General features: G+C 71.4%; 24 protein-coding genes. 6 read left to right on the top strand and 18 right to left on the bottom strand.

What is annotated here, in order from left to right; translation table 11 throughout:
* Positions 1–11: 11 nt before the first annotated feature.
* The 3 genes from BAY60_RS06345 to BAY60_RS06335 all read right to left on the bottom strand — a co-directional run bounded on the left by BAY60_RS06345 (position 12) and on the right by BAY60_RS06335 (position 2,200).
* Positions 12–644, bottom strand: coding sequence for an IclR family transcriptional regulator (locus BAY60_RS06345; RefSeq protein WP_112279839.1), 633 nt, complete (start codon positions 642–644; stop codon positions 12–14).
* The gene (locus BAY60_RS06340) at positions 641–1,495 is read right to left on the bottom strand and encodes a hypothetical protein (RefSeq protein ID WP_170160367.1); all 855 of its coding nucleotides are present in this window, start codon (positions 1,493–1,495) and stop codon (positions 641–643) included. The genes BAY60_RS06345 and BAY60_RS06340 overlap by 4 nt, the downstream gene beginning before the upstream one ends.
* Before the next feature lie 69 nt (positions 1,496–1,564).
* Positions 1,565–2,200, bottom strand: a complete 636-nt coding sequence (locus tag BAY60_RS06335; RefSeq protein ID WP_112279838.1) for a LysE family translocator — start codon at positions 2,198–2,200, stop codon at positions 1,565–1,567.
* Between the two features lie 63 nt (positions 2,201–2,263).
* Between BAY60_RS06335 and BAY60_RS06330 the strand changes: the two genes are divergently transcribed.
* Entirely contained in the window at positions 2,264–3,046 is a 783-nt protein-coding gene (locus tag BAY60_RS06330; RefSeq protein WP_112279837.1) for a DUF2470 domain-containing protein, read from the top strand.
* Positions 3,047–3,122: 76 nt separating this feature from the next.
* On the opposite strand, the gene BAY60_RS06325 is transcribed toward BAY60_RS06330, so the two are convergent.
* The gene (locus BAY60_RS06325) at positions 3,123–4,838 is read right to left on the bottom strand and encodes a BCCT family transporter (protein WP_112279836.1); all 1,716 of its coding nucleotides are present in this window, start codon (positions 4,836–4,838) and stop codon (positions 3,123–3,125) included.
* A gap of 145 nt (positions 4,839–4,983) precedes the next feature.
* Between BAY60_RS06325 and BAY60_RS06320 the strand changes: the two genes are divergently transcribed.
* The 4 genes from BAY60_RS06320 to BAY60_RS06305 all read left to right on the top strand — a co-directional run bounded on the left by BAY60_RS06320 (position 4,984) and on the right by BAY60_RS06305 (position 8,288).
* Positions 4,984–5,796 carry a CPBP family intramembrane glutamic endopeptidase gene (locus BAY60_RS06320; RefSeq protein WP_112279835.1) on the top strand — a complete coding sequence of 271 codons (813 nt, stop codon included), beginning with the start codon at positions 4,984–4,986 and terminating at the stop codon, positions 5,794–5,796.
* Positions 5,797–5,889: 93 nt separating this feature from the next.
* Positions 5,890–6,078: a hypothetical protein gene (locus BAY60_RS06315; RefSeq protein WP_112279834.1), complete on the top strand. Its 189-nt coding sequence runs from the start codon at positions 5,890–5,892 to the stop codon at positions 6,076–6,078.
* Between the two features lie 297 nt (positions 6,079–6,375).
* Complete coding sequence (locus tag BAY60_RS06310; protein WP_112280755.1) at positions 6,376–7,590, top strand: arginine deiminase; 1,215 nt, start codon at positions 6,376–6,378, stop codon at positions 7,588–7,590.
* Between the two features lie 146 nt (positions 7,591–7,736).
* Positions 7,737–8,288 (top strand): ferritin, encoded by a 552-nt coding sequence (locus tag BAY60_RS06305; protein ID WP_112279833.1) that lies wholly within the window; start codon positions 7,737–7,739, stop codon positions 8,286–8,288.
* Positions 8,289–8,367: 79 nt separating this feature from the next.
* Here BAY60_RS06305 and BAY60_RS06300 read toward each other — a convergent pair whose 3' ends face one another.
* The 4 genes from BAY60_RS06300 to BAY60_RS06285 form a co-directional block, all read right to left on the bottom strand.
* Entirely contained in the window at positions 8,368–9,204 is an 837-nt protein-coding gene (locus BAY60_RS06300; RefSeq protein ID WP_112279832.1) for a hypothetical protein, read from the bottom strand.
* Positions 9,201–9,752 (bottom strand): SigE family RNA polymerase sigma factor, encoded by a 552-nt coding sequence (locus BAY60_RS06295; protein ID WP_112279831.1) that lies wholly within the window; start codon positions 9,750–9,752, stop codon positions 9,201–9,203. The genes BAY60_RS06300 and BAY60_RS06295 overlap by 4 nt, the downstream gene beginning before the upstream one ends.
* Before the next feature lie 114 nt (positions 9,753–9,866).
* On the bottom strand, positions 9,867–10,226 hold the full coding sequence (locus tag BAY60_RS06290; RefSeq protein WP_112279830.1) for a DUF952 domain-containing protein: 360 nt from the start codon (positions 10,224–10,226) through the stop codon (positions 9,867–9,869).
* A 13-nt stretch (positions 10,227–10,239) separates the two neighbouring features.
* Positions 10,240–11,115 carry a DUF5926 family protein gene (locus tag BAY60_RS06285; RefSeq protein ID WP_112279829.1) on the bottom strand — a complete coding sequence of 292 codons (876 nt, stop codon included), beginning with the start codon at positions 11,113–11,115 and terminating at the stop codon, positions 10,240–10,242.
* A 209-nt stretch (positions 11,116–11,324) separates the two neighbouring features.
* Here BAY60_RS06285 and BAY60_RS06280 point away from each other — a divergent pair, with 209 nt between their 5' ends.
* Positions 11,325–12,503 (top strand): cytochrome P450, encoded by a 1,179-nt coding sequence (locus tag BAY60_RS06280; RefSeq protein ID WP_112280754.1) that lies wholly within the window; start codon positions 11,325–11,327, stop codon positions 12,501–12,503.
* On the opposite strand, the gene BAY60_RS06275 is transcribed toward BAY60_RS06280, so the two are convergent.
* From BAY60_RS06275 to BAY60_RS06230, 10 genes are all read right to left on the bottom strand, one after another.
* Positions 12,484–13,365, bottom strand: a complete 882-nt coding sequence (locus BAY60_RS06275; protein ID WP_211330271.1) for a DUF4328 domain-containing protein — start codon at positions 13,363–13,365, stop codon at positions 12,484–12,486. The two genes, BAY60_RS06280 and BAY60_RS06275, sit on opposite strands and share 20 nt — an antisense overlap.
* Positions 13,366–13,395: 30 nt before the next feature.
* Positions 13,396–13,749, bottom strand: a complete 354-nt coding sequence (locus BAY60_RS06270) for a rhodanese-like domain-containing protein (RefSeq protein ID WP_112280752.1) — start codon at positions 13,747–13,749, stop codon at positions 13,396–13,398.
* A gap of 41 nt (positions 13,750–13,790) precedes the next feature.
* Positions 13,791–15,566 (bottom strand): sodium/solute symporter, encoded by a 1,776-nt coding sequence (locus BAY60_RS06265; protein WP_112279828.1) that lies wholly within the window; start codon positions 15,564–15,566, stop codon positions 13,791–13,793.
* The gene (locus BAY60_RS06260) at positions 15,567–16,070 is read right to left on the bottom strand and encodes a hypothetical protein (protein WP_112279827.1); all 504 of its coding nucleotides are present in this window, start codon (positions 16,068–16,070) and stop codon (positions 15,567–15,569) included. It abuts the gene before it with no gap.
* A gap of 6 nt (positions 16,071–16,076) precedes the next feature.
* Positions 16,077–16,907 carry a LytR/AlgR family response regulator transcription factor gene (locus BAY60_RS06255; RefSeq protein WP_112279826.1) on the bottom strand — a complete coding sequence of 277 codons (831 nt, stop codon included), beginning with the start codon at positions 16,905–16,907 and terminating at the stop codon, positions 16,077–16,079.
* Between the two features lie 62 nt (positions 16,908–16,969).
* Complete coding sequence (locus tag BAY60_RS06250) at positions 16,970–17,818, bottom strand: S49 family peptidase (RefSeq protein ID WP_112279825.1); 849 nt, start codon at positions 17,816–17,818, stop codon at positions 16,970–16,972.
* Positions 17,819–17,827: 9 nt separating this feature from the next.
* Complete coding sequence (locus tag BAY60_RS06245; protein ID WP_112279824.1) at positions 17,828–19,120, bottom strand: sensor histidine kinase; 1,293 nt, start codon at positions 19,118–19,120, stop codon at positions 17,828–17,830.
* 89 nt (positions 19,121–19,209) lie between these two features.
* Positions 19,210–20,064, bottom strand: a complete 855-nt coding sequence (locus tag BAY60_RS06240; RefSeq protein ID WP_112279823.1) for an Fpg/Nei family DNA glycosylase — start codon at positions 20,062–20,064, stop codon at positions 19,210–19,212.
* 11 nt (positions 20,065–20,075) lie between these two features.
* Positions 20,076–20,516, bottom strand: a complete 441-nt coding sequence (locus BAY60_RS06235) for a DUF983 domain-containing protein (RefSeq protein WP_112279822.1) — start codon at positions 20,514–20,516, stop codon at positions 20,076–20,078.
* Positions 20,517–20,571: 55 nt separating this feature from the next.
* Positions 20,572–22,326, bottom strand: coding sequence for a sigma-70 family RNA polymerase sigma factor (locus tag BAY60_RS06230; protein WP_112279821.1), 1,755 nt, complete (start codon positions 22,324–22,326; stop codon positions 20,572–20,574).
* Positions 22,327–22,487 lie beyond the last annotated feature (161 nt).

Below are 22,487 nucleotides of genomic sequence, written 5' to 3'. Positions count from 1 at the left end.
CTCGCCTGCCGCTAGCTGCGCAGCACCTCGGCCAGCGCCGCGGCGGCCTCCACCAGCCGGGGTCCCGTCCGGGCAGCGTCGAGCTGCTCGAACGACACCACGCCCACACTCGCCCGCAGTCCCACCACACCGCGGACGGGCGCGGCGACCCCGGACAGCCCCGGCCGCGGCTCGCCGGTGGCCGCCACCCAGCCCTTGCCACGCGGGCGCAGCGACAGTGCCTTGCCCGCCGCACCCCGCGACGCCGGATGCTTGCTGCCCACCCGGTAGGCCACGTGCAACGCGGGCGAGGCGGGCTCCGCCACCGCCACCACGTGCACCTGGTCGCCGTCGGCCACCGAGAGGTGCGCCGTCGCCCCGGTCGACTCCGCCAGCTCCCGCAACACAGGCCGCGCCGCCTCCCGCAGCTGCGGCAGCATCTGCTCGGCCAGCCGCAGCACACCCGCGCCGAGCCGCACCCTGCTGCCGTCGCGCCAGACCAGCCCGCGCTCCGCCAGCGGCACCAGCAGCCGGTACACGGCCGCCCTGCTGGTGCCGATCGCGGCGGCGAGTTCGGAGATCGTGGCCGCCTCGCCACCGGCGTCGGCCACCGCCTGCAACAGAGCGAGCCCGCGATCCAGCGTCAGCGAGCCCTCCCTGGTCACAGCAGGCCCAAGCCCTCGAGGTCCGCGATCGGCTCGTCGAACGTGGCCGAGGCGTAGGACGCGAACAGCGACCGCACCGCCTTGGCCGCCGGCGCGGACAGCCCGCGCGCCTCCGCGGCCAGCGCGGCACCGTCGGTCGACGACAGCGCCGCCCGCACGTCCCCGCCCGCCAGGCAGCGCGCCGACGCCACCAGAAGGTTCAGAAACCCGTGGTGCTCGAAGCCGGTGTCCGGGTCCGTGTGCCGCACCGCCCGGTGCAGGCTGTTCGTGGCCTTGAACGACGCCCCGGTCGCGCTGCTGACCACCGAGAGGAAGTCGGCGACCTCGTCCACGCTCGGGAAGTTCTCCTTCGACAAGCCCCCGCAGCGGATTTTCGGCCAGCTGCCGTGCTCGATCACCTTCCGCACGCCGTCGAGCCAGCCGACGCCCCGGCGCGGCTCCACCACCCGCACCACGTCCTCGGGCACGAACTCCGAAACGCGCTCCAGCCACACCTCGTCGACGTCCGAAGGGGCCGGCATCTCGACCATGCGCAGGTCGAGCAGCTCGTTGCGGGACTCCACGATCGAAATCGCCTTGGGCACGCCGCCGAGACCGGTGTCGATGATGAGCGACATCGGCAGCGGCTGCTTCGGCCGGATCTTGATCAGCTCCGTGATCATCTCCGGCAGCCGGGACGCCTGGCACAGGAAGACTCCGAGCACACCGGCGTGCTCACCGGCACGGATCTCGAAGTGAGCCTTGAGGGCCTGTGGCATCGCGGCGTCACCCGGCGGGAACAGAGCCGAGTCGTCGACGAGGCGCGCGAGCAGGGCAGGAGTTCCACCAGGGCCGGGGGGCGTGAGTTCCACAGCGCTTGACACGTCTCACACGCTAGTAGCGTTCGAAGAAAGGACGAAACTGTTCGGCAGCCGAACGTCTCAGGGCAGGGTGCGCGCCTGCGCCGCGAGCCGGACACCCACGGCGACCAGCAGTGTTCCCGTCAGCGCGTCGAGCGCCCTGCGCACCCGGGGAGCCGCGAGCAGTCTCCGCATCGCGCCGACGACCACCGCGACGGCACAGAACCACAATGCCGTCAGGCCCACCGGCACCGCGGCCGTCAGCACGGTGTCGCCGACCGTGGGTTTCGCGGGCAGGAACTGCGGCAGCAGGGCCACGAAGAACACCGCGCACTTCGGGTTCAGCACGTTGCACAGCAGGCCGTCGCGGAACGCGTGTGCCGCGACGACCGGCTCGCCGTCGCCCTTCGGCAACGGCGCGGCACCGCCCCGGTAGGCCGCGAGCAGCGCCTTGCTGCCGAGGTACAGCAGGTAGGCGGCGCCGGCGAGCTTGACCACCGTGAACGCCACCGCCGACGCGGCGAGCAGGCTGGCCACACCGACGGCGGCCACCATCGACCACACCAGGATCCCGGTGGCGATGCCCAGCGCCGCCGCCGTGCCCGCCCTGCGGCCCGCGACCGCCGAGTGCCGCACCACGACGGCGAAGTCCGGCCCCGGTGACATCGCGCCCACCAGCACCACACCGGCGAAGGGAACGAGCTCGGACCACCCCATGCGGGAATGCTACTTCCGCACGCGAGGTAACTAGGTTAGCCTCACCTAAGTTGGAGGTGAGTGGTGACCGAGACCGAGCCCCGGCGCCCGCCGGCCCCGAGCCCGGCCGAGCGTGCCAAGACGATCGCGTCCCGCGACTGCCCCGCACTGCTGCTGCCCGCGCTGGAGGACGCTCCCGGCGAGGCCCGGCGCATCGTCCCCGTGCTGCACCACGTCCACGACAGCGGCAGCGTCACCGTGCTGCTGCCCGACGACCATCCGATCGGCTCCGCCACCCAGGCCGCCGACAGCGGCGAGCTGGCGATGATGGTCGAGCTCACCGACCAGGCTCCCGTCGAGCTGCGCGAGCCCATCAGGGGCCTGCTGTGGGTCACGGGCTGGCTCCGGCCGCTCAGCGCCGAGGGCGCACGGGCGAGGGCGGTGTCCATCGCGCGCACCCGGCCGGATCCCCGGCTGCTCGACCTCGGCCACGGGCTCAGCATGTTCCGGCTGGCCCCGGTCTCGTTCGTGCTGGCCGACGCCGAGGGCACGCACTCGATCAGCCCGCCCGGCTTCGGCGCCGCGAAGGCCGACCCGTTCTGCCACGACGAGACGCGGTGGCTGCGGCACCTGGAACACGCGCACGCCGACGTCGTGACCCAGCTCGCCCGGCACCTGCCCGAGGAGCTGCGCCGTGGCCGCATCCGCCCGCTCGGCCTTGACCGGCACGGGCTGCGGCTGCGCGTCGAGTGCGCCGAGGGCGACCACGATGTGCGGCTGGCGTTCTCCCGCGCCGTCGACAGCCCGCCGCAGCTAGGACTCGAGCTGCGCAAACTCGTCGGGTGCCCGTTCGTGAGCAGGCACTGACCAGTCCTCACGCGAGAGCGGCGCCCCTGGATGGTCGTTCCCAGGGGCGCCGCCGTCGTGCTCGGTGACCGGACGGTCAGGAGGACCGGGTCTCCTCCCGCTGCCTGCCGGAGGCGTCGGCGTCGCCGTTGGGCTCCACCAGTCCCTCGTCGATCAGGCTGCGCGAGACGTGCTCGGTGAGCGCGTCGCGCTGCATGCGCCGCTGGATGCGCAGCATGGTGGCGCGTTCGGCCCGGAACTCCCGCCAGATCGACACACACATGCCGAGCATCACCACGCTGAACGGCAGCGCGATGAGAATCGCCACCAGTTGCAGCGCGCTGAGCCCGCCCGCGAGCAGCAGGGCGATGGCGACGGCACCCTCCATGACACCCCAGAACACGCGGCTCCAGGTCGGCGGATCGGGGTTGCCGCCGGAGGCGAGCATGTCCACCACCAGCGAACCGGAGTCGGACGAGGTGACGAAGAACAGCACGATCAGGATGACCGCGCCCACCACCATGAACGTGCCCGCCGGCAGCCCGTCGAGCAGCCCGAACAGCGCGCCGTTGGTGTCCACGGTGGCCGTGCCCGTCTCGTCGGTGGTGATGAGGCCACCCTGGCCGAACAGCTCCCGGTACAGGGCGCTGCCACCGAACACGGTGAACCACAGGAACGTGACCGCGGTGGGCACCAGCAGCACGCCCGCGACGAACTCGCGCACCGTGCGGCCCCGCGAGATGCGGGCGATGAAGACCCCCACGAAGGGCGCCCAGGAGATCCACCAGCCCCAGTAGAACGTGGTCCACGAGCCCTGCCAGGCGGTGCCCTCCTCTCCCGCGTAGGCGGTGGTGTTGAAGCTCATCCGCAGCAGGTTCTGGAAGTAGTCACCGATGGACTGCACCAGCTCCCGGAACAGGAACAACGTCGGGCCGGCGATCAGCACGAACAGCAGCAGCGCCGTGGCCAGCCCCATGTTGATGTTCGAAAGCCACCGGATGCCCCGCTTCAGCCCGGTGACCACCGACACCACGGCCGCCGTGGTGATGGCGCCGATCAGCACGACGTAGGTCATGTTGTCCGGGTCGCTGACGATGCCGAGGAAGTCCAGGCCCGCCGCGACCTGCATGACGCCGAGGCCCAGCGAGGTCGCGACACCGAACAGCGTGCCGCAGATGGCGGCGATGTCGATCACGTCGCCGATCCAGCCCTTGACCCGCCTGCCGATCAGCGCCTCCAGCGCATAGCGGATCGACACCGGCCGGTTCTTGCGGTGGATGGCGTAGGCGATGGCGACGCCCACCACGACGTAGATCGCCCACGGGTGCAGGCCCCAGTGCAGGAAGGTCTGCAGGATCGAGTCCTGCGCACCCTGCTCGGTGCCGCCCTGGATGCCCGTCGCGCGGTTCGGCACGCCCGCGAAGTGGTTCAGCGGCTCGGCGACGCCCCAGAACACGAGCCCGATGCCCATGCCTGCCGCGAAGAGCATCGAGAACCACGAACGAAGGCCGAACTCGGGGCCTTCCTCGTCCGGACCGAGTTTGATGTCGCCGAAATGGCTCAGCCCGATCCACAACGCGAACAGCACGAACATGGAGACGATCAGCATGTAGTACCAGCTGAACGTTCCGATCACCGCGTCCTGCACGGCGCTGATCGCGTCGCCCACCGCGGTCGGGAACAACACCGTGACCAGCACGAAACCCACGATGATCACCGCCGAGGGCCAGAACACCCTCGGTGAGATCGTCTTGTGCCAGGGCTGTCGCGATGCAGGCGGTTCCACGGCCTCCGTACTCGACGTTTCCGCCACGAGGCTTCCCCTCCTTCATCGATTGGTCCGTAGCACCCTAGTGTCGCCCACCGGGTGATATGCCGGGTCATTGCCGACTCCTCGGGCAGGCCTACCCGGCCTCGCCGCTGACCTGCGCCTTTCGTGGCTCATGTAACGTGCCACAGTGTTGAACAGCCCACGTCGCTGGTTGAGCCCGCCGAACCCGGCGGAGCCTGCCGTCGTCACCGACCGCGCCGCGCGCAGGGCGCTCGTCGTCGAGCTGGTCCTCGTCTTCTCGATCACGCTGGGACTGTCCGGCCTGCGCAGCCTGCTGTCGCTGGTGGACTCGCTGCTGCGGCCGCAGCCGCTGAGCGAGCAGCAGGTGGCCATCAACGTCCCCCAGGCAACGGTCGGCGTGATCGACCTGCTCAAGCAACTGCTGAGCGTCGTCCAGCTCGTCGGCTGGGGCGCGCTCGGCCTCTACCTGCTGTGGCGGGGCGGCATGCGCCTCGCCCGGATCGGGCTCGACCGGGGGTGGCCGGGCCGCGACGTGCGCTGGGGCATCGCGCTGACGGCCGTCATCGGCCTTCCCGGGCTCGCGCTGTACTTCGCGGCCTGGCAGCTGGGGTTCAACCTCGCCGTGCAGCCGTCGACCCTGGGCGAGCACTGGTGGCGGCCGATCACGCTGTCGCTGGCCGCGTTCGGCAACGCCTTCGCCGAGGAGGTGCTCGTGGTGGGCTACCTGCTCACCCGGCTTCGTCAGCTCGGCGTGCGGGAGAACCCCGCCCTGCTCGCCGCTGCGGTCCTGCGCGGCTCGTACCACCTCTACCAGGGGCTCGGCGGCTTCGTCGGCAACGTGCTGATGGGTTTGATCTTCGGCCGGGTGTGGCAACGCACCAACCGGTTGTGGCCACTCGTCATCGCCCACACACTGCTGGACGTGGTCGCGTTCATCGGATACGCGCTGGTACGTGATCATGTGTCGTGGCTGCCGTGAGTTGCACGGCATTCGAACACATGTTCTAATACGGGGGTCCGGCTCGCAGGGGAGCAGCACGAGGGCCGACCGTCGACGACAGGAGGGGAAAGCATGGCCTGCAAGATCACCCACCGGCTCAACGACCAGCAGCTCCGCTTCGCCAACCGCGATGCGGCCGAGCGGTATGCGGAGATCATGGGCGGCGGCGTGGACAACTGGGAGTTCGCGACCGTACCTGCCACCGATTCGCGTGTACCGGTCACCACGACGTCGGCGGGCCCGGTCACCACGCGGGAGTGACCGGGCCTCCGGCTTCCGGCGCCAGCGGTCGCCGGAAGCGCCGATCAGGCGGCGCGGCGGTCGTGGCCGCCTGATCGGCGCAACGAACCCTCGCCGGCATGGCCCGACCGGGTGGTACGGCGCCGGGATCGGGGCGAGGCGTTGCGCCGACGCACCGTGTCGTTTCGCGAGCAACCAGGACGGCACCGACTCATTACGCTCGGACCTGTGATCCAGCACCACGACGGCACCGCGACGCTCGGCACCACCAGTGCGGGCGCGCGGCCTCAGCACCCGACCGAAGCAGGCGCCCGCGGCGTGGACAGCGAGGTGGGGCCGCTTCGCTCCGTCCTGCTTCACCGGCCCGGCAACGAGCTCAAGCGGCTCACGCCTCGCAACAACGACCAGCTGCTGTTCGACTCGATTCCCTGGGTCGACCGCGCCCAGGACGAGCACGACGCGTTCGCCGAGGTGCTGCGCGGCCGCGGCGTGGAAGTGCTGCTCCTCGCCGACCTCCTCACCACGGCACTGGAGGACCCGCGGGCCCACACCGCCGGGGTGCACGCCGCCGTGGACGACCGCAGGCTCGGCACCGATCTCGCCGACTCGCTGCGCTCACACCTGTCCGGGCTCACCGCTGCCGCGCTGGCCGAGGCGCTGATGTCCGGCCTGACGTTCGAGGAGCTGCCCGCGAGCGAGGGCGGCTCGCTCGTGCGCCGCATGCACCACCCGCACGACTTCGCCGTGGACCCGCTGCCGAACCTGCTGTTCACCCGCGACTCGTCGGTGTGGATCAGTGACCGGGTCGCCGTCTCGTCGCTGGCGATGCCCGCGCGGCGGCGGGAGACCGCCCTGTTCGACCTGGTCTATGCCTACCACCCACGGTTCTACGGTGCGGTGCGCGCATACGGCGCGCACTCGGCACCGGTGGAGGGGGGCGACGTGCTCCTGCTCGCACCCGGCGTGCTCGCCGTCGGCGTCGGGGAACGGACCACCGCCGCGGGCGCCGAGTCGCTGGCCCGGTCGGCCTTCGCCGACGGCATCGCGCACACCGTGCTGGCGGTGCCGATCGCGCAGACGCGCGCCACCATGCACCTGGACACCGTGTGCACGATGATCGGCCCCGACGCGGTCGTGATGTATCCACTGGCGCGCGACTCCCTCACGGCCTACACGCTGCGGCCCGGCGACGACGGCGGCCTGCGCGTGGACGGGCCCGAGCCCTTCCTGTCGGCCGCGGCGCAGGCCATGGGCATCGACCGGCTCAACGTCATCGACACCGGGCTCGACCCGGTGACGGCCGAGCGCGAGCAGTGGGACGACGGCAACAACACGCTGGCCATCGCCCCCGGCGTGGTGGTCGGCTACGAGCGCAACGTGGAGACCAACGCCCGGCTCGAGGAGGCCGGCATCGAAGTGCTGCGGATCGCGGGCTCGGAGCTCGGCTCGGGGCGGGGCGGTCCGCGCTGCATGTCGTGTCCCGTGGCGCGGGACGCCCTCCCGGAATCGCCGGATGCACGATCGGCAATATGAAAGCAAGGCTCACCTAAAAATGTCCGCAATTCTTAGGTGAGCCTAAACAAAATTAGTAAAACCTTGGCTAAGGAATTGCGGATAATAGGGTGCATATCACGAGGCCCGGCTGGAAAAACGGGCCAGTCGTGACGTATCTTGACTATATGCCCACCACGAAGAAACATCCACGTTCCAAGTTCTACGAATTGCTGCAGGCGCAGATCCACAACGAGTTCACGGCCTCGCAGCAGTACGTCGCCCTGGCCGTGTGGTTCGACAACGAGGACCTGCCGCAGCTGGCGAAGCACTTCTACGCCCAGGCTCTCGAGGAGCGCAACCACGCGCTCGCGCTCGTGCAGTACATGCTGGACACCGACCACCATGTCGAGATCCCGGGCACCGGCGACATCCGCAACGACTTCACCGACCCCAGGGAGCTCATCGAGCTGGCTCTGGACCAGGAGAAGGAGGTCGCCGCGGACATCAAGGCGCTGGCCAAGGCCGCTCGCGACGAGGACGACTACACCAGCGAGCAGTTCATCCAGTGGTTCCTCAAGGAGCAGGTGGAGGAGATCTCCGCCATGAGCACCCTGCTCAACGTCTACGACCGCGCCAAGGGCAACCTGTTCGAGGTCGAGCGTTTCCTGCACCGCGAGTCGGTCGGCGAGGATGCCGACGACCCGACGATGCCGCCGGTCGCGGGCGGCAAGCTCTGACGTGTGCTCCGCAGAACCCGGGCCGACCCTGACGCCGGAAACGGCGCGGCGGCCCGGGTTTTCACGTGCGCGGAAACGCTCAGCACGACGAACCCGAAGCGCGCAATTGCACCTCGGTCACCGAATCATCCGATGCGGTGAAGAAATACCGGGAGTTCGCCCCGGCCGACGCGGAGTATCCGGCTGATTCCGACGCGAGATCGGGATAGGCGGCGCGCACCTGATCGAGTGACGACCCGGCACCGATTCCCTCCGGGGTGACGGCCTCACCGGCCCGGATCACCACCACCCCGGCCGAGCCGGAAATGGTGACGTCGCGGATGGCCGTCGCCCCCTCGGCAAGCCGGTACGTCGAGCAGGCGTTCTCGGGCGGCGGCGACTGATCGGCGCCAGCCAGCATCCCGGTGGCCGCCGCGTCCCTGTACGACATGCCCAGCGTGAGCTTCTGGTAGCTCTCCGGCCCGAACACCGGTGCCGCGCGCAGCGTGCTCGCGTCGGGCGGCAGCGAACTGGTGGTCCGCGCGGTGGACTGCCGGGACGACGTGGCCGGTGACTCGCTCTCGGACGAACTGTCCACGGGCGGCGTCCCCGGCAGGGAACGGACCTGCGGCGGGGAGGTCGGCTGGGCGGTGGTGGTCACGGACGAGGTGCCGCCGGTGCCGGCAGGTGGTGCGGCGATGTGCGCGTCGGGTGTTTCCATCGGCTGCCGCTGCCCGCCCAGCAGGAGGCCACCGCCGACCAGAGCCAGCACCACCAGCGCGCCTCCACTGCCCGCCATGGCCGCCCGGCGGCGCCGGATCCGCCGGGCCCCGGCAACCACGGACTGGGCCGCGTCGGGCTTGGGGAGCAGGCCGAGCCGCTCGTCGTCGAACAACCTCCGCAGCTCGGCGTCGAGCTGATCGTCGCGGTCGGTCACACCACTTCCCTCCCTTCGCGTTCCTCACCGCCGCGCAGCTTGCCGCGCAGCGAAGCGATCGCCTTGCTGGCCTGGCTCTTCACCGTCCCGGGGCTGACCCCGAGCGACGCGGCGATCTCGGCCTCGGACAATCCCTCGTAGTAACGCAGCACGATGACCGCACGTTGCCTCGGCGGTAACTCCCGCAGCGCCTGCCACAGCGGCTCGTGCTCGAACGGGTCGGCGTGCGTGAAGGCCCGCGACTCCGGGACGTCCGCGACCAGGTTCTCCTTGCGGCGCCGCCGCCACCTGCTGATGTGCGCGTTGGCCATCGAGCGGCGGATGTAGGCGAGGGGGTCGTCGGTCTTGCGCAGCACGTGGGCCCACCGCGAGCCGATCTTCTCCAGCACGGTCTGCACGAGGTCGGCGGCGTCGTGCGGGTTGCCGGTCAGCGCGTGGCCGTAGCGCAGCAGTCCGGGCAGGCTGGCCTCCACGAACTCGCCGAAGTCCGTGAGGTCGCCAGGCACGACCGATCCCCCTCTCGTGGCAGGCGGTGGCCGCCCGGCCATCTCCCGATGGATGGCAGGCACGAATGCGGTCACCGTAACGCCTCCAGCGGGGCTGCCCTTACCTGGCTGAGCGGTGGACGCGCGAGCGGTGGCCGGAGGTTGCCCCGCCGTTCGTCAGGTGCCGGGTTCGGCCAGCTCGGCAGGCAGCCGGAAGGAGCCGTCCGGCTCGGGAGGGAACCGGTGGACCGAGACCACCGCCGAGCGCGGGATCGGGCCGTAGACGTGCGGGAACCACGGCGCGCCGGGCTCCGGCGGCACCGCGGGCTCCCAGCGCAGCGGCACGTCCAGCAGGGCGGGATCGATGCGCAGTAACAGCAGGTCCCTACGGCCCGCGTAGAGCCTGCCCGCGGGAAGGTGCACGGTGCCGGGGTCGGAACAGTGCACGAATCCGGCGTCGTCGAGCGACGCCGCGCGGTATGCGCCGCCCTCGTCGACGGCGGCCCAGTCGGCCTCAGGGCAGATGTGCAGGATCATGCGCGCCTGCCGGTCAGCGCAGGGTCAGCTGGCGGCCGATCAGGCCGTCGCGCGAGCGACGCTCGGCGGCGTTGAGCGGCTCGTCGTCCAGCGACGTCAGGGCCGTCTGCAACCGCTCGCCGAGCTGCTCGGCGGGTTCGGCCCACTCGCGCGCGTGGGCCTCGGGGTCGAGGTCCCACACCGGGACGAGCAGACCGTGGGCCCGGAAGGATCCCGCGTACCGGGAGTCCTCGCCGAGGCCCAGCTCCCCCGCCGCCGACAGCCGCGCCAGCGCCTGCAGCAGGCGGTTCTCGTCGGCGGGCCACACCCAGCGCAGGTGCGCCTTCTCACCGGCGAGCACCCAGTAGGCACCGGTGCTGAGCCGCTCGGTCGGCATGATCGCGGCGTTGGCGCGTTCCAGGGACATCGCCACGTCGCCGGTGGCCTCGGTGTCCTCCGGCAGCCACCACGAGAAGTCCTCGTGCAGCTCGACCTCCAGCTCGGCGTCCGGCACGAGCAGGTCCTGCAGCCGCTCGCCCTCCTCGGGCGGGCTCGTGGTGTCGGGCACCGACAGCACGTCGCCGGGCTCGGCCCGCAGCGCCCAGCGCAGCGAGCGGCCCAGGTCGCGGCTGATGTCGGAGGAGCGGGTCTGCACCTGCATGCCGACGAAGACCTCGCCGTCGGAGCGCACGAAGGCGGCGGCCGCCATGGGCAGCACGGTGCCCAGGGTCACCGTCCTGCCGGTCTCGCCGGCCAGGGTCAGCCGGGCGGTGGCGGACGGCACGAACTCGCGCAACGCGATCAGCTCCGGCTCGGCGGCCAGCCCCTCGAACGGCCGGGCGACGAAGACGTCCCTGACCTTCGGCTTCCTGTCCTTCTTGGGGCCCTTCTTGCGCGCGCCCTTGCCCACGTTGTGCCTCCTGCGATCGGTTCGATTCGACGCTACTCGACTCTCGTCAAGGCTAGAGTCAGCGGGTTCCCGGGCTCTCGGCGCCGTGCCCGGCCTGCGATGCGGTTCGGACGCGTGGCGGACACGCGTCCGGCGCACGTGGAAGGGTCGACGTGGGCCGCGGTCCGAAGGATCGCCGGCGTGATCGCGTGCGGGCTAGGCTCACCGGCGTGTTCGACCCCGATGACCCCGCCTTCCTCGCCGATCCCTATCCCGCGTTCGCACGGTTGCGCGCACACGCGGAGGTGCACCGGCACGACGGCCTGGGGTTGCACATCGCGGTGTCGCACGCCGCCGCGTCGGCGGTGCTGCGGCACCGATCGCTCGGCCGGATCTGGAGCGACGCCACCCCGCTCGAGCAGTTCGCCTCGTTCAACCTGCTGCACCGCAACTCCCTGCTGGAGAACGAGCCGCCCGCCCACACGCGCCTGCGCAGGCTGGTCTCGTCGGCGTTCTCGCGCGGCCACGTCGAGCGGCTGCGACCGACGGTCGAGGCACTGGCGGCAGGCATGGTCGACCGGCTCGCCGACGCGATCGCCGCCGATGGCGAAGCCGACCTGCTGACCCACCTGGCCCAGCCGTTGCCGGTCGCCGTGATCGCCGAACTGCTGGGGGTGCCCACCGGAGACGGGCCGCAGCTGGTGGAGTGGAGCAACGCCATCGTCAAGATGTACGAGTACGGACTGCCGCAGGACCGGCAACGCGCCGCCGAGCAGGCCGCCGCGGCGTTCGCGGACTACCTGCGCTCGCTCGCCGCCGAACGGGCCCGCACACCCGGCGCCGACCTGCTGAGCCATCTCGTGGCGAGCGACCTCACGGGCGACGAGGTGGTGGCCACCGCCGTGCTGCTGCTCATGGCTGGCCACGAGGCGACGGTCAACGTCATCGGCAACGGCACCTACGCCCTGCTCACCCATCGCGACCAGTGGGATCGTCTGGTCGCCGACCGGGCACTGCTCGAACCGGCCACCGACGAGCTGATCCGCTACGACTCGCCGCTGCAGCTATTCGAGCGCACGGCCACGGCCGACGTCGAGATCGCCGGCGTCCGCATCCGGGAGGGCCAGAAGGTGGCCGCCCTGCTCGGGGCCGCCGCGCGCGACCCCGACGTGTTCGCCGATCCGGACGTGCTCGATGTGGGCCGAAGCCCCAACCCGCACCTCGGCTTCGGGGGCGGAATCCACTACTGCCTCGGTGCCCCGCTGGCTCGCATCGAGATCGCCGCCGCGCTCGGCGCGCTCACGGCCCGCCTGCCCGGGCTGCGCCTGGCGCGCGAACCACAGCGCCGCGGTGAGTTCGTGATCCGCGGGCTGCGCACCCTGCCGGTGGTCAGCGAGCGGCCGTCCTAGGCCGTGGCCTGCGGCCGACCGCGGGCGCGCCGCTCACCCGCACCACCCGCAGCATGCGGACCTCCGCGTCGTCGAGCGGCGCGACGAGCCTCGTGATGCGGCGCACGATCAGCGCGGTCAACCCGGCGACCGTGGCCGCCGCCAGGTCGGTCAGGCCGCTGAGCACCACACCGTCGGCGTCGGCCTGCACGCCGTCACGCATGCGCCACACCACGGTGAGCGCCAGGAGCACACCGTTGCCGACCCACGCGGCCCACCAGCCGAACACCAGCCGCGACGGCCGTGGCCGCACGTCCGCGGGGCGGCGTAGCGCCGCGTGTTCCAGCTCGGCCAGGATCGACCCGGCGAGCACCAGGTTCGGGCCCGGCACGAGCGTGCCCAGGACCACCTGCCACGCAGGGCGGGGCGGCTCGAGCCCGGAGTCCTCGGCCGCGGCCGAGCGGGCGACGAACAACCACCACAGGGTCACCGCGAACGCGAACAGCGCCAGCACGAACGTCAGCAGCGAGAACGACAGCACCAGCGCGTCGGAGGTGCCCACCACGCCGGGGCGCAGCGCCGAGTCGCGGCTGTCGACCAGCAGCGCGTACCGCCAGAACTCTCCGATGGCGGCGATGGTGGCCAGCACCGCGAGCGTCCACAGCACGGTCGTGGCGTTGCGGGCGATCATCCGCAGCCGCTGCGCCGGCGCCTGCGCGCCGGTGGGGGTGCCCGGCACCGCGGTCGGCCAGCGCCACGTCAGGTGCGGAAACCCCCAGCGCGGCGGTGCCGGATACGACGGCGGCCCCAGGTAGGGCCGGGGCTGGGCACGGCGGGGCCGCGGCGCGCCGGCCGGGGTCGTCGCCACCCAGCGCACCCTCATCCGCTCCCGCGGCTGCCCCGGCTGCACGGCTCAGAGCACCTCGGGCGGCGTGCGTTCGTCGTCACTGACCAGCGCGCGTCCTTCGGTCTGCCACGACTTCATGCCGCCGGCGACGTTCACGGCGTCGACCACACCGGCCGCGTTCAGCCAGGCGGCGGCTCTCGCGGAACGGCCGCCGGTGCGGCACACGACGTACACCGGCCGGTCGTCGGGCAGCTCGGCCAGCTCCGCGGCGCGCGAGGGCAGTTCACCGAGGGGGATGTGCAGCGCTTCGGGGGCGTGCCCCGCGGACCACTCGTCGGGCTCACGGACATCGAGCAGCACGAGCCCCTCCGACGGCAGGTCGGAGACGGAGGCCGTGGGCACTTCGGCAGGGTTCACCACGGCCACATCGTCGCATGTCGGACCGTGGAACGCGCGTGAACCTACTTGCGATGCCTGCCGCCGCCGCGCGAGGACCGGGGCCGCTCGTCGAGCCTTCCGAACCGGGCGACGGCCCTGTCCCGCATGAAGCCGAGCGGGTCGGGTGCGTGCAGGCGCAGCATCACGGCGTTGACGTCGTCGGGCACGCGGCGCGCCGTGCCCAGGCTGACGACGACGGTCACGAGGAACGCGGCCGGCACGGTGAACAGCGCGGGTTGCTGCAGAAACCACGGCGCCCAGCTGCCGGTGCGCTCGCTGATGGCGTTGAGCGCGACGGCGAGCAGCACCAGCCCGCCCCCGACGCACATGCCCAGCATCGCGCCTGTCCAGGTGAGCCGTCGCCACCAGATGCCGAGCACCAGCAGCGGGCAGAACGTCGACGCCGCGAGCGCGAAGGACATGCCGACGCTCAGCGACAGGTCCTCGACCGGCAGCGACAAGGCCAGCCCCGCGGGAACCAGGGCCGTGAGCACGGCGGCGAGGCGGAAGTCCCTGACCTTGCCCGCGAGCAGGTCCGTCGCGATCACGCCGGCCACGCTCACCAGCAGCCCCGACGAGGTGGACAGGAAGGCGGCGAAGGCGCCCGCCGCCGTGATGGCCACCAGGATCTGACCCGCCACGCCGGGCAGCATCTGCGAGGGCACGAGCAGCACCGCCGCGTCGGTGTTGCCGGTGACCAGCAGTTGCGGCACGTACATCCGCGAAAGGGCCCCGATCATCACGGGGAACAGGTAGAACAGCCCGAGCAGCAGCAGCACCTGCACGGTGGTACGGCGCGCCGCCTTGCCGTCGGGGTTGGTGTAGAAGCGCACGAGGACGTGCGGAAGGCCCATCGTGCCGAGGAACGTCGCGAGGATCAGCGAGTACGTGCCGAGCATGTCCTCGGCCGTCTTGGCCGGGCGCAGCCAGTCCGCGTTCTGCAGCGCGCCGTCGCTGACCACGGGCACGTCGGAGCGGGCGGGAAACCACAGGGTCGTGCCCTCGGCCACCGGGTACTCGGTGCCGGGGCTCCAGACGGTGACGTTCGGCGAGTCCGCAGGAACACGCACCGACGTCGGCTCGTCCACGCGCAGCAGCACGTCGGTCTCCACGGTGAGCGTGGTGTCGTCGGTGAACCGGGGCGGCGCCTCCTGGCTCAGCCCGCCCGCGGATCCGGCGCCGTTGCTGCCGAAGAACACCACGCACAGCACGAACGTCGGCACGGCCAGCGCGAACAGCTTGAGCCAGTACTGGAACGCCTGGACGAGGGTGATGGCGCGCATGCCGCCTGCCATGACGTTGAACGCGATGACCACCGTGACCGCGACGACGCCGACCCAGGCCGGTGCGGGCAGGATCGTCGCGAGCGCGATACCCGCGCCCTGCAGCTGCGGCAGCATGTAGAGCACGCCGATGAACACGACGAACCAGGTCGAGAGCGTGCGCAGCGACGTGGAGCCCAGCCGGGCCTCCATGAAGTCGGGCAGCGTGTAGGCGCCCGAGCGGCGCAGCGGCGCGGCGACGAACAGCATCAGCGCCAGGTAGCCCGCGGTGAAGCCGATCGGGAACCACAGCGCGTCGGCGCCCTCCTTGAGTACCAGACCCGCGATGCCGAGGAACGACGCGGCCGAGATGTACTCGCCGGAGATGGCGGCGGCGTTGCGCCGCGAGCGCACGGTGCGCCGGGCGACGAGGAAGTCGTGGGTGCTGCTGGCGAACCGGGACGAGCGCTGACCCAGGTAATAGGTCACCACCATGACCAACGCGATGCCGGTGAGGGCCCAGACGTTCAACTGCACTCAGTTCTCGATCATGTCGACGAAGTCGCGTTCGTGCCGCTCGGCCAGCCGGTTGTACCACAGGCCCGCGCCGAACAGCAGGGGAAACGGTGCGACCCCGAGCAACAGCCACGCCACCGGCAGACCGATGAGCCGCAGCTCGGCGAAGTCCGGAGACAGGAAGAAGGCCAGCGGCAACGCACCGAGCGGGAGCACCACGAGCGCGGTCAGCAGCAGCCCGGTACGCAGCTGCACCTTGATGAGGTCCTTGATGAGCAGCTCGCCCCAGCTGGTCTGCTGCTCGAGCTCCACCCGCGCGCGCAGGGAGCTGGGCGAGCGGCTCGGCTCGGCGAGCACCACCCGCTGCCTGCGGATCTTCGGCGGGGGCTGCGGTTCCGGCTGCGGCGAGGGTTGCTGGTCCTCGCCGGGCTGCGGGGCCGAGGGCTGCTTTCTGGGGACGTTCTTACCGAGGGTCGGGTCCGGTTCGCGGATGCCGCCGATCCTGCGGTAGAAGTCGTCGGTCATGGTCGGCTACCCGCTGCGGGACGCGCCGACCAGCCTGTCCTTGAGCTCCCGGGTGTGCCGCCTGCTGACCGGAAGGACCTTCTCGTCGTTGCCGATCACGACCTGGTAGCCGCCCTGCCCCATGCGCAGCTCGGTGATGAGCGGCAGGGCGACCAGGAACGACCGGTGGATGCGGACGAAGCCCGCCTTCTCCCAGCGCTCCTCCAGTTGCGCCAACGGGATGCGCACGAGGTGGCTGCCCTCCGTGGTGAACAGGCGTGCGTAGTCACCCTGCGCTTCCACCCAGCGCACCGAGGACCGCGGGATGAGCTTGGTGGTGCCCGCCAGCTCGACGGGGATGACCTCGTCGTCGGCCTTGATCGACTCCGGGCCCTGGCTGGGTTCACGAGCGGGCAGGCTCTGCAGCTTCTCGACGACCCTGGCCACCGCCTTGTCGATGCGCTCCTGCCGGGCAGGCTTGAGCACGTAGTCGACAGCGCCCAGGTCGAAGGCGTCGACGGCCTCGTTGGCGTGGCCGGTGACGAACACCAGCACCGGGGCCGGGTTCAGCGACGCGAACACGCGCGACATCTCCATGCCGGAAAGGCCGGGCATGTTGATGTCGGCGAACACCGCGTCCACGGGCGGCAGCCCGCGCTCCTTGCGCACCCTGATCTCGTCGTCCTCGGAGCCGAGCAGCCGCAGCGCCTCCGAGGCGTCGACGGCCGGGATCACGCGGCCGACGTGCGGGTTCGACTCCAGGCAATGCCGCAACTGGTCGAGCCCAGGGAGCTCGTCGTCCACGGCAAGGACGAGGAGCCTTCGGGTGTCATCGTGAGCACTCACAGTGACATGCATCCTGCCGTCCGGGACGTCCAATGTCTACACCGCTTGTGGGCGAAATCGCACCGCCGCCCAGGCTACAGACCGAATCGTGACCATGCCGTGCGGTCGGCCACCGCGTCGAGCAACGCCGCCGCGGGCGCACCGACCCCCAGCCTGGCGAGCAGCGGCTTCTTCGGCTCCGCGACCACGATCTCGGCGTCCGGGTAACGCTCGGCCAGCACGTCGCGCAGGTTGCCGACGCCGTCGACGAGGCCCAGCTCCAGAGCCTTGGCTCCCAGCCACACGTCGCCGCTGAACAGCTCTTCGGCGTCGCTGAGCCGATCGCCCCTGCGCTCGCGCACCCAGCCGACGAACATCTCGTGCAGCTGGCCGTGCAGCTTGCGCAGCCACTCGACGTCCTCGGGCTTCTCCGGGCTGAACGGGTCGAGCCGTGCCTTGTTCTCGCCGGCCGTGTAGAGCCTGCGCTCGATGCCGAAGCGCTCGAGCAGGCCGGTGAAGCCGAAGGTGCCGGTGATGACGCCGATCGAGCCGACCATGGAGGTGCGGTGCGCGTAGATCTCGTCGGCCGCGCAGGCCAGCCAGTAGCCGCCCGAGGCGGCCACGTCCTCGGCGAAGGCGAGCACCGGCTTGCCGTGCTTGTCGGCCAGCTGCCGGATGCGCTCGGCGATCAGCCCCGACTGCGTCGGCGCGCCACCCGGCGAGTTGATCTGCAGCGCGACCGCCTGCAGCCGGTCGTGGTCGAAGGCCCTGGTGAGGGCCGACTCCACCGCCGCGAGGTTGATGACGCCCCTGGCCAGCGGCGACGGCTGCGGGTTGATCACGCCGTGCAGCTTCACCACCGCGACGACATCCTTGCGGTCGGCCCGGTCGCCGAGCACGGGCAGGCGCGAGGTCAGCTTCTCCATGGGACGGTGCGAGCTCATGCCCCGAGGTTAGCTGGCATTCGGCGCGCCCGTCGGCAGCCCGGAGCGGGGGCCCGCGAGCGCCCGGCGTTCGGGCTGCTCGGGCACGTCGGTGGCGAACTTGAGCATGTCGGGCCGCACACCCCGCACGAACTTCGGCACGCGCATGGTGACCTTCATGCCCGCACCCGGTGCGGTCTCGACCATCAGCGAGTACTTGTTGCCGAACACCTGGCTCATCCGGCGGTTGATGCCGGTCAGCCCGATGTGGGCGCTGCTGGTGGAGTCGCGCATGCCGTCCAGCAGCGCGGGGTCCATGCCCACGCCGTCGTCCTCGACGCTGATCTCGGCCTCGGTGCCGTAGTCCTGCGCGGTGACCGTGACGGTGCCACCCCCCGGCTTGCGGGAGATGCCGTGCTTGACCGCGTTCTCCACCAACGGCTGGATCAGCAGGAACGGCACCACCACCGACTGCACCTCGGGGGCGATCTTGAGCCGCACGTTGAGCCTGCCGCCGTAGCGGGCGCTCTCGATCGTCAGGTAGCGGTCGATGTTGCGCAGCTCGTCGGACAGCGTCGTGAACACGCCGTCGGTGCGGAAGCAGTAGCGGGTGAAGTCGGCGAAGTCCTGCAGCAGCTCCCGCGCCTCCTCCGGGTCGGTCCGGATGAGCGAGGAGATGGTGTTGAGCGCGTTGTAGACGAAGTGGGGCGAGATCTGCGCCCGCAGCGCCTTGATCTCGGCCTGGTGCAGCTGGTTCTTCGTCTCCTCCAGCCGGGCGGCCTCCAGCTGAGTGCCGACGAAGCGGGCCACCGCGTCGGCCATCTGCACGATCCGCTTGCCGCGGGTGCGGCCGACCACGATGAGCACGGCGTCGGTCTTGCCCTCGACGATCAGCGGCACGATGACGGCGGTGCGCATGCGGCAGGTGCCGCGGTGGTTGCACGGCATCTTGTCGTGCGAGACGACCTCGCGCCGGTGCCTGCGGATAGCGGTGCCGATGGTGTCCACCAGGTCGACGTAGTGGTCGTTGGCCTCGCCGTCCCAGGACAGCAGCGTGCCCTCGCCGTCGGTGATGCCGACCGCGATGCACTTGAGCAACAGCAGCAGGCGCGACGCGACCTTGTCGGCGACAGCCTGGTCGAGACCCTCCCGCAGCTCCAGGGGCGCCTTCGACATGAGGTACACGGCCTCCAGGACGGCGTCGTCGACCGCACCGCTGGGCTTGCGGCTCCTGACCAGCAGCACGATGCAGACGACCGTGAGCACCCCGGCGACACCCCATGGGATGACTTGCGTGGTCAACAGGCCGGACACGGCGTCAATGCTCTGCGCTCACCGGCCAGGGTGCAAGGTCTGGCCGCGTACTTTGTGTGCGTAATTCGCGACAGCCCGTTGTGACGCAGCGTGTCGGCTCACTTGAGCAGGCGGGACATCCGCCGGTCGGCCAGCGGCTTGCCGCCGGTCTGGCAGGTGGCGCAGTACTGGAACGCCTTGTCGGCGAAGGACACCTCGCGCACGGTGTCGCCGCACACCGGGCACGGCAGGCCCGTGCGCGCGTGCACGCGCAGCCCCGAGCGCTTCTCGCCCTTCAGCCGGGCGGCGTCCTGGCCCACCGAGCGCTCGACCGCGCCGGTGAGCACCTCGTGCATGGCCTCGGCCAGCCGGTCCAGCGCCTCGGCGGTGAGCTTCGCCGGTGTCGCGTACGGCGAAAGGCGTGCCATGTGCAGGATCTCGTCGGAGTAGGCGTTGCCGATGCCCGCCATGACCCGCTGGTCGGTGAGCACCGTCTTGAGCCGGGCCGTCTGCCCGGCCAGCAGCGTCCCCAGCCGGTCCCGGTCGAGCTCGAGAGCGTCCGGCCCGAGCCGCGCGATGCTCGGCACCTCGGCCGGGTCCCGCACGATCCACACGGCGAGCCCCTTCTTGGTGCCCGCCTCGGTGAGGTCGAAGCCCGGCCCCGACAGGTGCACGCGCAGCGCGATGGGTCCCTTGCCGCCCGGCCGGGGCGGAGCAGGCGACAGCGAGTCGGACCAGCGCAGCCAGCCTGCCCTGGCCAGATGCACGATCAGGTGCAGGTCGCCGCACTCCAGGTCGAGGTGCTTGCCGTGCCTTCCCGCGCCGGTCACCTCCCGGCCGTGCAGCTCGGTCCACTGCGGCGTCACCGTCTTGAGCACGGACAATGAGACGACGTCCACCCGGCTCACCGTGCGGCCGACGGCGTGCTCACGCAGGTGGTAGGCGAGCGCCTCGACCTCCGGTAACTCGGGCATGGTTCACTCGCTCACTCGACGGGGTGCAACGGACCTTCGAAGTCCGGCAGGTCGTGCCTCTGGATCGACTTGGCGATGCGGTTGACCTCGCCGCGCACGGTGAAGATGCCGCGGATGGTGCCGACCCAGCGTTCGGAGGGCCGGTCGCCCATCGGATCGCCCTCGGTCTCGGCGACGACGGTCCACGGCCTGCGCAGTATCCAGCGCAGCGGGAAGAACAGGGCGACCAGCAACACCGCCAGCGGCACCCAGGCGGGCACCACCACGTCGTCGGGCATCCACACCACCAGGATGATGGCGAGGAAGAGGGCGACGAACATCATGACGACGCCGGGCGCGTAGCTGGCGGCGACGTCGTGCTCGAAGTCGTCGGCCGTCGCGGGCCTGCGCCACTCCATCTGGGCACGAATGACCCATTCCCGGCCGTCAGATCCCCGGACCAGCCGGTTCATCACTGCCCTCCGCAAGCCCGCCCGAGCAACTCTGGTGAAAACGGTACCGTGATCGTCAGCGTGGCGGGAAGCCCGCGTGCTCGTTCGGGCCGCACCCCCGCGCGGCGTGCTCGTGGTACTCGCGATCGTCGTGGTCGCGCGCGGGAGCCCAGGACGGTGGCCCGCCCCGGCGACAGGCGTCATCGTCGGCGTGCCCGTCGTCCTCGCCGGACTCCTCGAAGGACGAGGGCGCCGGTGTGGTCGAGGGTGCGGGCGACTTCTTGCTCTGCCCCGGTGGCTCATCCGGTTTGCCCGACGCCGAGCCGGACTGCGCCGGAGGCGACTCCGGCTTGCCGGGCGAGTGCACCGGTGTGCGGCCCGGCGACGAGGTCGCGGGCTCGCTGGTGCCCATGGGCGTCCCGGTGGGCGGGCTCTCGGCGGGCGGGTCGCTGCGCGGCCTGCCGTTGCCCTGTCCGTTGTCCTCGCCTGTGCCCCTGCCCGCGCCGTTGCCCTTCCCGGGGGCACCGCCCGCAGCCACGCCCGGCAGCTCGGTGCCGCCGGCCGGGGTCTGCGGTGGCTTGGCCTCGCCCGCGATCTGCACGCCCTCCGGAGCGGTGTACTCGGTGGCCGGCTGCTCGGCGGGTTCGGACTCCGCACCCGGCCGCGCGCCCGCGCGGTGCTGTTCGAGGTAGTCCTGCACGGTGTGGCCGGTGCCGGGCACCACGGCCGAACCCAGCCGCTCCGACGGGCGCGGCTCGGCGATGTGCAGTTCGGCGCTGTTGCCGTCGCTCGGCAGGCCGATCTGGTCCTGGGTGTGCGGATCGGAGGGACCCACCATGCCCACCACGCCCACGGCGGCGGTGGAGGCCAGCGCGAGGCCGACCTTGACGTTGGCGCCGACGGCCACCGCCGTTCCGCCGAAACCGCTCGTGGCGGCGAGGCCACCCGCGCTGCCCGCGCTCGCGGCCGTGACGCCGCCGGCCGAGGTGGTCGTGCCCGCCGAGGCCGTCGCCGAGCCGGCGGCGCCGCCGAGCCCGGCCGTGCCTGCCCCGGTGGCCATGCTCGCCAGCCCGGCGGCGGGAACGAACAGCACGATGACACCCGCGTGGGCGCGCAGGGAGGAACAGACCTCCCGCAGCTCGTCGTGAGTCGAGCGGCACGAGGCGCACGTGCCCAGGTGTGCCTTGATCTTGCGGGCCTCGGCGCCGGTGACGCTGCCCGCGGTGTAGCCGCCGAGCTTCTCCATCACGGTGCGGCAGCCGTCGGAGCTGCGGTCGACCGCGAGGTGGGCCTGCAGGTACGCGGCGCGCAGGCCGAGCCGGGCCCTGCGGGCCAGCGCGGCGGTGGCGTTGGCGCTGAGCCCGAAGTCCCGCGCCGCGTGGGCGGGCTGCACTCCCTCGACCTCGGTCTGCCACAGCACGGTGCGCCAGCGCTCCGGCAGGCTGGAGAACGCGCGGGTGATGAGGGTGCTTTCGGCCGTGCGGTTCTGCGAGTCCGCCCCCGCGCCGACCCGGTTGGTCAGCTCGTCGTCGGTGACCGGGACGTCGCGTCGCGCTCCGTGCCACTCCCAGCAGACGCGGCGCGCAACGGTCAGCAGGTACGCCCGTACGTTGTCGCGCGGGCCGTTGCCGCGGCGCACGGCCTGCAGGACGCGGAAGAACGTCTCGGCGGTGATGTCCTCGGCCTCGGAGCTGTCGGAGGCGAGACCGCGGGCAAGGCGCCGTACGGCGGCCGCGTGCTGCTCGAAGAGCTCCCCGAAGGCCGCGTCCTCGCCGACGCGCAGGCGTCCAAGCAGTGCCGGCTCATCGGATCCGGAAACGGCACGATCCATCCAGCCAGGCACCCCCTCCGGGCCGTAGCCCTTTCGGTTGAACGTTGAACACCATACGGAGCCGCGCCGGTGGCGTCACCCCTTGTACTACGGACGTGACCTAATGCCCCCACATCGGGTGCCTCGCGACCCCGGATCGCCATGGGTATAGACTGTGCCAC

Origin of the sequence: Prauserella muralis, assembly GCF_003202285.1 — a bacterium.
In the GTDB taxonomy this organism is placed as follows: domain Bacteria; phylum Actinomycetota; class Actinomycetes; order Mycobacteriales; family Pseudonocardiaceae; genus Prauserella_B; species Prauserella_B muralis.
The sequence above is the reverse complement of the archived record's forward strand: the minus strand, read 5'-3'. Positions and strand labels throughout refer to the sequence as shown.

Excerpts from the sequence above, each read along its gene's own strand:
- BAY60_RS06335 (WP_112279838.1), bottom strand. The coding sequence starts at position 2,200 with ATGGGGTGGTCCGAGCTCGTTCCCTTCGCCGGTGTGGTGCTGGTGGGC.
- BAY60_RS06315 (WP_112279834.1), top strand. The coding sequence starts at position 5,890 with ATGGCCTGCAAGATCACCCACCGGCTCAACGACCAGCAGCTCCGCTTC.
- BAY60_RS06305 (WP_112279833.1), top strand. The coding sequence starts at position 7,737 with ATGCCCACCACGAAGAAACATCCACGTTCCAAGTTCTACGAATTGCTG.
- BAY60_RS06295 (WP_112279831.1), bottom strand. The coding sequence starts at position 9,752 with ATGGCCGGGCGGCCACCGCCTGCCACGAGAGGGGGATCGGTCGTGCCT.
- BAY60_RS06290 (WP_112279830.1), bottom strand. The coding sequence starts at position 10,226 with ATGATCCTGCACATCTGCCCTGAGGCCGACTGGGCCGCCGTCGACGAG.
- BAY60_RS06275 (WP_211330271.1), bottom strand. The coding sequence starts at position 13,365 with ATGAGGGTGCGCTGGGTGGCGACGACCCCGGCCGGCGCGCCGCGGCCC.
- BAY60_RS06260 (WP_112279827.1), bottom strand. The coding sequence starts at position 16,070 with ATGACCGACGACTTCTACCGCAGGATCGGCGGCATCCGCGAACCGGAC.
- BAY60_RS06255 (WP_112279826.1), bottom strand. The coding sequence starts at position 16,907 with ATGCATGTCACTGTGAGTGCTCACGATGACACCCGAAGGCTCCTCGTC.
- BAY60_RS06250 (WP_112279825.1), bottom strand. The coding sequence starts at position 17,818 with ATGAGCTCGCACCGTCCCATGGAGAAGCTGACCTCGCGCCTGCCCGTG.
- BAY60_RS06240 (WP_112279823.1), bottom strand. The coding sequence starts at position 20,064 with ATGCCCGAGTTACCGGAGGTCGAGGCGCTCGCCTACCACCTGCGTGAG.
- BAY60_RS06235 (WP_112279822.1), bottom strand. The coding sequence starts at position 20,516 with ATGAACCGGCTGGTCCGGGGATCTGACGGCCGGGAATGGGTCATTCGT.
- BAY60_RS06230 (WP_112279821.1), bottom strand. The coding sequence starts at position 22,326 with ATGGATCGTGCCGTTTCCGGATCCGATGAGCCGGCACTGCTTGGACGC.